This is a genomic window from Frankia sp. CoBUL1 (genome assembly GCF_978021245.1).
Genome location: NZ_CDXDOS010000131.1, coordinates 1 through 9,157, shown reverse-complemented (window position 1 = coordinate 9,157; position 9,157 = coordinate 1). Strand labels below are relative to the sequence as shown.

The 9,157-nt window shown below is 73.5% G+C and carries 8 protein-coding genes and 1 pseudogene; 5 read left to right on the top strand and 4 right to left on the bottom strand.

Annotated elements, in window-relative coordinates; all coding sequences use genetic code 11:
• From AC08OX_RS11030 to AC08OX_RS11015, 4 genes and pseudogenes are all read right to left on the bottom strand, one after another.
• The coding region (locus tag AC08OX_RS11030; RefSeq protein ID WP_476607725.1) for a transporter substrate-binding domain-containing protein at positions 1–563 on the bottom strand (563 nt) is incomplete at its 3' end.
• 4 nt (positions 564–567) lie between these two features.
• The gene (locus tag AC08OX_RS11025) at positions 568–1,854 is read right to left on the bottom strand and encodes a hypothetical protein (RefSeq protein WP_476607724.1); all 1,287 of its coding nucleotides are present in this window, start codon (positions 1,852–1,854) and stop codon (positions 568–570) included.
• Between the two features lie 120 nt (positions 1,855–1,974).
• Complete coding sequence (locus tag AC08OX_RS11020) at positions 1,975–3,273, bottom strand: sensor domain-containing phosphodiesterase (RefSeq protein WP_476607723.1); 1,299 nt, start codon at positions 3,271–3,273, stop codon at positions 1,975–1,977.
• Between the two features lie 79 nt (positions 3,274–3,352).
• A pseudogene (locus AC08OX_RS11015) lies at positions 3,353–3,664 on the bottom strand (type 2 periplasmic-binding domain-containing protein); the annotation flags it as partial.
• A gap of 381 nt (positions 3,665–4,045) precedes the next feature.
• Here AC08OX_RS11015 and AC08OX_RS11010 point away from each other — a divergent pair.
• From AC08OX_RS11010 to AC08OX_RS10990, 5 genes are all read left to right on the top strand, one after another.
• Positions 4,046–4,273: a hypothetical protein gene (locus AC08OX_RS11010; protein WP_476607722.1), complete on the top strand. Its 228-nt coding sequence runs from the start codon at positions 4,046–4,048 to the stop codon at positions 4,271–4,273.
• A 14-nt stretch (positions 4,274–4,287) separates the two neighbouring features.
• Positions 4,288–4,800 carry a hypothetical protein gene (locus tag AC08OX_RS11005; protein WP_476607721.1) on the top strand — a complete coding sequence of 171 codons (513 nt, stop codon included), beginning with the start codon at positions 4,288–4,290 and terminating at the stop codon, positions 4,798–4,800.
• A gap of 31 nt (positions 4,801–4,831) precedes the next feature.
• Positions 4,832–6,085 (top strand): ATP-binding cassette domain-containing protein, encoded by a 1,254-nt coding sequence (locus AC08OX_RS11000; protein WP_476607720.1) that lies wholly within the window; start codon positions 4,832–4,834, stop codon positions 6,083–6,085.
• Positions 6,086–6,125: 40 nt separating this feature from the next.
• Positions 6,126–8,063, top strand: coding sequence for a rhodanese-like domain-containing protein (locus AC08OX_RS10995; RefSeq protein ID WP_476607719.1), 1,938 nt, complete (start codon positions 6,126–6,128; stop codon positions 8,061–8,063).
• Positions 8,060–9,157: FAD-binding oxidoreductase (locus AC08OX_RS10990; protein ID WP_476607718.1), on the top strand; the 1,098-nt coding region annotated here is incomplete at its 3' end. The genes AC08OX_RS10995 and AC08OX_RS10990, both read left to right, overlap by 4 nt.

The following is a 9,157-nucleotide window of genomic DNA, read 5'->3' as shown; positions in this document are numbered from 1 at the left end:
ACCCGTTGCGTCTCGTTGTAGTAGACGGCGGAGAAGTCCACCAGCGCGCGCCGCTCGCAGTTCGTCGTCATGGTCGCCACGACGACGTCGACGGCGCCGTCGCGCAGAACCGGGATGCGCTCGGCGTAGGTGACCGCGCGGAACCGCACGTGTCCGTCCGCGCCGAAGATCCTCCGGCCGATCAGGTTGGCGATCTCCACGTCGAAGCCCTCGAACTGGCCGGTGAACGGGCTGATCGACCCGAAGGGCGGGACGTCGGCCAGCACCCCGGCGATGAGGTAGCCGCGGCGTTCGATCGTCTCCAGGACGGTGCCCGTGGGCATCGCGCCCGGCGAGGGCAGCCGGCCCGGCGGGCGCCAGCTGGCCTGCGGATCGTCACAGGTGGGTGTCGGCGTCACGGCCGCGGCGGCGGGCCGCGGGGGCGTCGGCGTCGCGGGGGCCAGGGGTCGGGCCTGGGCCGGCAGCGGACTGCCGACCGTGCCGCAGGCGGTGACGCCGACCGCCAGGGCGACGGTAATCAGTACCGTCACCGCTCGCGCCGTTACGACCAGAATGATCATCATCGACTCACCGGTAGTCGTTGATTCTCAGCTGGATGCCGACGAAGGCCAGGGCCGCGGCGAGCCCGAGCGCCACGGTGGCGCCGAGCGGCAGGCGGTTCAGTGCCTCGCCGGCGGCGGACAGGCGCGCTTCGAAGCGGGTACGGCTGGTCGTGAACACCGCTTCCGAGGCGTCGTCGAACCGGGTGAAGGAGGTCGTGCCCTCGCCGAGTGCCACGGCCACCGCCTGCTGGAACCCGCCGGCATCGGACACCAGGTTACCGACCCGCAGGCTTGTCGCCTGGTACCCGCGCCAGGCCGGTTCCAGGGCGGCGCGGGCCGGGCCGTCCGGGCCGCGCAGGGCCACCGTCGCCGGCAGAACCCCGGTCCTGGTCCGGTGCCCCCTGTCGTCGTAGCCCAGCCGGGCGGCCGCGGCGCGGGCGTCCTCGTCGAGTTCCACGCCGTTGCCGTGGGCGACCAGCGACAGGCTTTCGTCACCCCATGCCCGTAATGCCAGCACCCGGGCCTGCGCGGTCAGCGTCATCGGGACGTACCCGTGGTCCCGGCTTTCGACGAGACGGCCACGTTCCACGCCGAACGCGGTCAGCGTCAACCCGAGGATGATCGCGGTGAGCGCCGTGGCGGCGAGCAGCGGCAGATTGAGGATCCGGTGGGTGCGCCGGAACAGCCGTACCTGCAGCGTGACGAGCCCGGCGAGCGTCGCGGCGCCGACGGCGCCGACCAGGAACACCTGGTGCCAGGAGCTCGCCCGCCGGTAGCCGTGGTCGATGTCGGTGGCGTCGGCGGTGGCCAGCGCGTCGGCGGCGGGCAGGATGGTGTCCCGCATCAGCGCGGACGCCTGCCGCAGGTAGGCCCCGCCGACGGCGAGGCCGAGCCGGTTGTTCGCCCGGGCCCGTTCGACCAGGCCGGTGTAGACGGGCAGTTGCGCGCAGAGCACGGCCAGGGGCTGGCGCGGACCACCGGCGCGGGCGAGATCGACGACGCGGTCGCCCGCCGCGGCGATGCTGCGCGCGTAGGCGGCACGCTGCCCCGGTGGTTCGACGCCGCCGGCGAGGAAGGCACGGGCCGCCGTGGCGTCCGCCGCCCAGAGCTCGGCGCGCAGGCTCTGGGCGGCGATGAAGGACGCGCCGCTGTCCTTGGTCAGGGTGTCGATCGCGTGCCGGCGGGTCTGCGTGGCGCCGAGGGCGGTGACCCACAGTGCGACGAGCGCGAGGACCACGAGCACGGACAGCAGGCGCAGCCGGCCCGGCGGGGTCGCCGCCCGGCGCCGTACCCCCGTAGCCACCGCGGTCATGGCTGGTGAGCGTATGGCCTGCGCAATCGCCGGGTAGCCCCACTGTCACCTTGGCGTCACCCCGGCTGGTACCTCGTGCTGGCGCTGCGGCTGTGGGGCCAGCCGGTAGCCGCCACGGGCTCAGCCGAGCCGCCGGGAGGAGGCTGCCGGCACCCGTTCCGGTTCGGCGGCCGTCGGCCGGTGCGCGGAGTGCTCCACCCAGGCGGCCCCGGCGGTCGTGGTGGGATGGCCGAGCAGGTAGCCTTGGCCGTAGGGGATCCCGGCCGCCATCGCCGTGTCGAGCTCCATCGGGGTTTCGATGCCCTCGGCGATGACGCAGCCGCCGATCTCGCCGGCGACCTGCACCAGTCCCGCCGCGATGGCGCGCCTGGCTGGATCGGTGTCGATCCCGTGGGTGAGGACCCGATCCAGTTTGATGATCTCTGGGCGCAGGTGGATGAGCTGTTCCAGGCCCGCGTAGCCGGTGCCGACGTCGTCGATCGCGATGCGGACCCCGCGGCGGCGCAGCACGCCGACGGCGACCAGCAGCTCCGAGTCGTCGCCGATGTGCTCGTGCTCGGTGATCTCCACGATGAGGCGATCGGCCCCCCGGTCGGGAAGGATGTCGATCAGGCCGGAGGTGATGGTGGACGGCGAGGCGTTGACGGCGAGGGTGAGGTCGGACGGGAGCGTCGGCAGGACGGTCAGCGCGTGGCGGATCGCCATGAGTTCCAGCTCGATGCTCAGGCCGACGGTTGCGGCGTCATTGTACCACTGCTGCGCACCGCCGGTCGTGTGGGGAAAGCGGGACAGCGCCTCGACCCCGACGATCCGCTCGTCCGTGAGCCTGAAGATCGACTGGAAGATCATCTTTGGGCCGCCCGCGTCGATGAGGTCGCTCACCTCCTGCCAGATGCGGCGTCGCTGTTCCCACAGGCGGTGCAGGTCGAGGACCGCGTCGCTCAGGAAGGCCGCCAACAGGTGCAGGAAGTGCACGTCGCGGTCGCGTGGGTGGGGGAGCGCGTTGTGGGCGAGGCAGCCGACTATGCCGTACACCTCGCCGTCGTTGTCGGCGACCGGCGCCGCGGCGTACGCGCCGACGCCCAACTTGCGGACGACGCCCGCGTCCGCGGTGCGCGGATCGGTGCGCGTGTCCGCGACGATCTCCGGTATCTCGCCGGACAGCACCCGCCCGAGCAGGGCATGCTCGCGGCGGATCGTCGAGCCCGGCGCCAGCCTGAACCCCCGCGCGTCCCCGCTGAGAACCTGCAGGACAAGCAGATCCCCGTCGATCCGGGCCAGCCCCGCGACGTCCATCCGCAGATGCCGGCGCAGGATCTCGAGGAGATCCGTCACTACTGCGTCCGGCTGTGTGACGCCTGCCGGCGGGCCCAACGTCGACAGCGTATCCGCCATCCGGACCACCTCCATGTTCGGCATGCCCGAAACCACCTGCTGTCATGCCGGGCTGGAGTGCTGTCATGCCGGGCCGGAGTGCGGGCATGCCGGGGCCGGAAGCTCAGGCCAGGGCGGCCTCGACGGCGTCACCGACCAGCTGGCCCAGCCGCGGTGGCGCTCCGCGACGCACGCGCACGTGCAGGGGTTCGGGCGCAACGGCGGGCAGGTCGTGGCGCCGTTCGAGCCCTGGGGGAACCGGCCCGACGTCGGAGAGCAGAGCCACCCCGACCCCGGCGCGGGCGGCGTGCAGCACACCGGCGAGATGGCCTGCCTCACCGACCACCCATGCCGTGTGCCCGACCCGCGCCAGGGTGCTCAACGCCTGGCTGCGGATGGTGCAGGGATCGTTGATCGCCACGAGGGGCAGCGGCCGGATGACTACCCCGCACCGGCACCGAACGACGCGAAGGCTGGCCGCAGCGGCCGTCTCCGTCCTCACGACCGTCACGCTCGCGGCCTGCGGGAATGGCGGCGGCAGCACGGCGTCGGGCGGGACCCCCGTCCCCGGCGAGCGGCTGAAGATCGCCTTCTGGTCGGACCTCCAGACCTGCCCGGCATCGCCTGGCCGCGCCAGCCGATCACCTCGGCCGACCAGGAGGTCATCGAGGCCTCCGGCGGCGTCATCCAGAAGCGGGCCCTGCCCGGCATCGCCGGGACGCTGTTCCCCAACGTCACCGCGGCCCAGCTCACCCGGCAGGCCACCGCGGGCGGCTATGACCTCTTTGCCAGCTACCTGACCCGGGCGGACCCGAGCGTGCTCGCCTCCCTGCTCGACCGGGCCGTGTCCAAGCACTACGCCGGCACGTTCGGCGAGGACGCGACGACCGCGCCGCAGATCAGCACGCTGTTCGCCGCCGGCCTCACCACCATCGACCCGGACAAGCGTGGGGCCGCCTACCCGAACCTGCAGGACTACCTCATCGACCAGGGCGTGACATTTCCGGTCTACGACCGGCTGCAGGTGGTGGGGCTGTCGAAGTAGGTCGGGTCGTCGCGATGCTCCGCTACGTCGCGGGTAGGTTCGCCCAGGCCCTCATCGTGCTCTGGGCGGCCTACACGGTCACCTTCATCATCCTGCACGTCCTGCCCAGCGACCCCGTCACGTTGCAGCTCGCCGCCGGCGGGGTCGACGTGCACCAGCTCACCCCGGCCCAGCTGCACGCGCTGAAGGCGCGCTACGGCCTTGACGATCCCGTGCCCGGGCAGTACTTCCGCCACCTCTGGGACGCGCTGCACCTCGACTTCGGCCTCTCGCTCACCCAGAACACGACCGTCGGCGCGCTGCTCGCGGTCCTCGACTTCGGGACGGCCGTGCTCGCCATCTCCTCGCTCAGCTTCCTGGGCTTCGGTGCCCCGCCATCGGCGGCGGAATGGGGGACACTCATCTCGAACGGGCGCAACTTCCTCATCACCAGCCCCTGGCTGTCGCTGCTGCCGGGTCTGTTCGTCGGGCTGGTCGTGTTCAGCCTCAACCACATTGCCCGCACGATCGAAGAGGTGCAGCGGTGAACACGGTGAACACGGTGAGCGCGTGAATGCCGTGAGCACGGTGAGCACGGTGAGCACGAAGGCGGACGCCGTGGCGGGCCGGAACATCGTGGAGCTCACCGGGCTGTCCGTCGCCTACACGCGCCGAGGGCGGACGACTCTGGCGGTGGAAGACGTCGACCTCACGATTGCCCCCGGACAGACCGTCGCCGTCGTCGGCGAGTCCGGCTCGGGGAAGACCACCACGGCCAACGCCATCCTCGGTCTGCTGCTGGCGAACGGTCTGATCACCGCGGGCACCATCTCCGTCGCGGCCGACCGGGCCGACCGGGTCGTCGTGATGCGGCGCGGCCGGGTCGTCGAACGCGGGGCACCGGCGTCGATCCTGCGCACCCCGCGCGACCCTTACACCCGCCACCTCATCGAGGTGGCGCCGGCGTTGTCGTCCACCGGCGGCCTCGTCCCGCGCTTCCCCGAGGCGCCCCCGGCTCCCGAGCTGCTGCGGCTAAAGGGGATCACGAAGGACTTCCGGCTGCCCCGGACCCGGGGCGGGGAGCGGGTCCTCCGGGCGCTGGACGAGGTGTCTCTGTCGGTGCGGGCGGGCCAGACCCTGGGCCTCGTCGGCGAGCCCGGGTCGGGCAAGACCACCGCGCTGCGCATCGTGATGGGCCTGGAGAAGCCGACCAGCGGCCGGATCCACCTCGACGGGCAGGACATCACCTCCGCCGGCTGGTCGCAGCTGCGGCCGCTGCGGCGGCGGTTCCAGCTCGTCCACCAGAACCCGTTCTCCTCACTAGACCCGCGGTTCACCGTCGGGGAGAGCATCGCCGAGCCGCTGCTCTCCTTCCGCGTCGGCGACCGGGCCAGCCGCGCCGCCCGGGTGCGCGAGCTGCTCGACCAGGTCGCCCTGCCCGCCGCGTTCCGCGGCCGCCGGCCGATCGAGCTCTCTGGCGGCCAGCACCAGCGGGTCGCGATCGCCCGGGCACTCGCGATCGAACCCGAGCTGGTCTTCCTCGACGAACCCGTCTCGGCGCTCGACGTGTCGGTGCAGGACCAGATCCTGCTCCTGCGGCTGCAGCAGGAGCTCGGGGTCGCCTACTTCTTCATTTCCCACGATCTCGCCGTCGTGGCCCAGCTCGCCCACGAGGTCGCGGTGCTGCGCGCCGGCCGCATCGTCGAGAGTGCTCCGGCGGCCGACGTCCTCACCGCGCCGACGCAGGACCACACCCGCGAGCTGCTCGGCGCGATTCCCGGGCAACGGTTCGCGGCCGCACTCGCCGCCGCCCAAGGAAAGGACACACGATGAGTCGCAGGTACGCACGCACGGTGAGTTGCGGGTACGCACGATGAGTCGCAGGTACATCGTCATCGGAGCCGGGGCCGTCGGCGCGACCGTCGCCGTGGAGCTGCGGCTCGCCGGGATCGACGTCGTTGTCGTGGCCCGGGGCGCGAACCTCGCGGCGCTGCGGGCGGGCGGGCTACGCTACATCCGACCGCCGGCCACGCCCGGCGGTGAGCCCGACGAGCGGCGGATCCCCCTCTACGTCGTCGGCGGCCCGGACGAGGTCGACCTGCGTGGTGACGACGTGCTCGTCCTCGCCACCAAGTCGCAGGACTCCGAGGCGCTGCTCGCGCAGTGGGCATGGCGGCCGGTTGACGTTGACGGTACGCAGCGCACGGCGGCGGAGGCGCTGCCCGTCGTGCTGCTTCAAAACGGGATCGAGAACGCCCGTACGGCGTTGCGCCGGTTCGCCACGGTGATCGACGCGGTCGTCCTCAGCCCCTCCTCGCACGTGCGACCCGGCGAGGTCGTGTCCCCGGCGGCCCCGCTCGCGGCGGCCTTCTACCTGGGCCGCGCCCCTCGCGGCGCCGTTGACGACCCGACCGCCGAGGCTGTCGCGGCCGACCTGCGCCGAGCCTCGTTCGCCGTCGCGGTCGTCGCGGACATCGACCGACGCAAGGCCGGCAAGCTGCTGGGCAATCTGGCCTACAACCTCGACGCGATCTACGCCCCGAGCGAGCTGCGTGACGCGGCGGCTGCCGTGCTGGTCGAGGAGGCGCGGCGGGTGTTCGCCGCGGCCGGCGTGGAGACCGCCGGAGTCTGTCCGGACGACGGGCTCGACCTGTCCGGCCTCGTTCTGCACGAGATCCCCGGCTTCTCTCGGGAGGGCAGCTCCACCTGGCAGAGCCTGGCGCGTGGCGGGTCGGTCGAGTCGGACTTCCTCAACGGCGAGATCGTGCTGCTGGCCCGCCTGCACGGGCTGGCGGCACCGGTCAACGCCGGGGTGCAGCGGCGGATCGCCACCGCGGCGCGCACCGGCACGCCGCCGGGCGGATTCGACCAGGCCGACCTCGCCGCCCTGCTGGCCCCGGCACCTGCCGGCGTGGCCCCGGATGCCGGCAGGACACGTGCCGGCGTGGCGCTCGGGGAGGTCCTCGTCAACGTGAGGCGTCTGCACGACGAGCTGCTCTCGCCCGGCCCGCCGCTGCTGCTCGACGTCCGCTGGGCCCTGGGTGACCCGCACGGGCACGACCACTACCGCGAGGGCCACCTGCCGGGCGCGGTCTACGTCGACCTGGACACCGAGCTCGCCGCCGCACCGGGCGGGACCGCCGGGCGGCATCCGCTGCCCGAGCTCGTCGACCTCCAGCAGGCCGCCCGGCGCTGGGGGCTGACCGCCGGGCGTGCGGTCGTGGTCTACGACGCGGTCGGCGGGCTGGCCGCCGCCCGGGCCTGGTGGCTGCTGCGCTGGGCGGGCGTCGCCGACGTCCGCATCCTCGACGGGGCACTCGCGGCCTGGCAGGAGGCCGGGTTCCCGCTCGAGACCGGCGAGATCATCTCGGCGCCCGGCGACATCGTCCTGCACGCCGGTCAGCTGCCGGTGCTCGACGCGGACGGCGCCGCCCGGGTGGCCCGCGAGGGTGTCCTCCTCGACGCCCGTGCGGCCGAGCGGTATCGCGGCGAGGTGGAACCGATCGACCCGCGCGCCGGCCACATCCCGGGAGCGGTGAGCGCCGCGACGGGGGAGAACCTCGACGCGAGTGGCCGGTTCCTGCCCCGGGACGAGCTGCGGGCCCGGTTCGCGGCCCTCGGCGTCGGCGTCGGCGGCGACGGGAACGGCGGGCGGGCGCGGCCGGTCGGGGTGTACTGCGGGTCCGGAGTGACGGCCTCCCACGAGATCGCCGCGCTCGCCGTCGCCGGCATCGACGCCGCCCTGTACCCGGGTTCCTGGTCGGCCTGGGCGGCCGACCCCGACCGGCCCGTCGCCACGGGTCCGCAATGACCCCGGCGCGGTTCGCGGTCGCGCTGCCGGCCGGGCAGTGGAGCACCGATCCGGCCGTCGTCAACGCCCACCGGTGGGACCGGTCCGGCTGGCAGCCCGCGGGCCGGCCGATCGGCGTCGCGTTCGCGCGCGAGGTGGCCGACGTCCAGGCGGTGCTGCGGGCGGCGAGCGCGGCGCGGGTAGCGGTGACGGTGCGCGGCGCCGGTACCGGCCTCGCCGGGGGAGCCGCGGCCTCGGCGGGCAGCGTCGTGCTCGACCTGTCCGGAATGAACCGCATCCGCGAGCTGTCGGTCACCGACGCGGTCGCGGTCGTCGAGCCTGGCGTGATCACCGCAGATCTCGATCGGGCGGCCCGCGAGGTCGGCCTGTGCTACGCGCCGGATCCGGCGAGCGCGGCCATCTCCACCATCGGCGGGAACATCGCGACGAACGCCGGGGGCCTGGGCTGTGCGAAGTACGGCGTGACCCGGGAGTCGGTGCTCGGTCTGGACGTCGTCCTCGCAGACGGCGAGCGCATCAGCACCGGGCTGCGAACCGTCAAGGGGGTCGCCGGCTACGACCTGACCGGGTTGTTCGTCGGATCGGAGGGAACTCTCGGGGTGGTCGTCGGCGCCACCGTGCGGCTGCGGCTGCGGCCCGCGCCGCGCTCCACGGTCACCCTGGCGGCCTTCTTCGACACCTTCGCCGAGGCCGCCGCGCTCGGCGTCACCGCGCTCGGCGTCGCCGGGATCGTCGTGGCCGTGGCCGTGGCCGAACTGCTCGACGGCCGCACGGTGCGGGCCGTCGACGCCGCCACCGGCAGCAACCTTGCCTCCGCCGGCGAGGTCTTCCTGCTCGTCCAGACCGACAGGTCGGGCGCGGGAGAGGAGGCCGATGCCGCCGAGGGCATTCTCGCCGAGCGGGCGAGGAGGGTCCGGCGGTCGGTGGACGAGGCCACGGCGGAGGCGCTGCTCGCTGCTCGCCGCTCGGCGCTACCCGCGCTGGAGCGCCTCGGCCGGGTGCTCATCGAGGACATCGCCGTGCCGCGCGGCCGGATGGCGCAGGCCGCCGCGCGCATCGTCGAGATCGGCGCCGCCACCGGCGTGGACATCTTT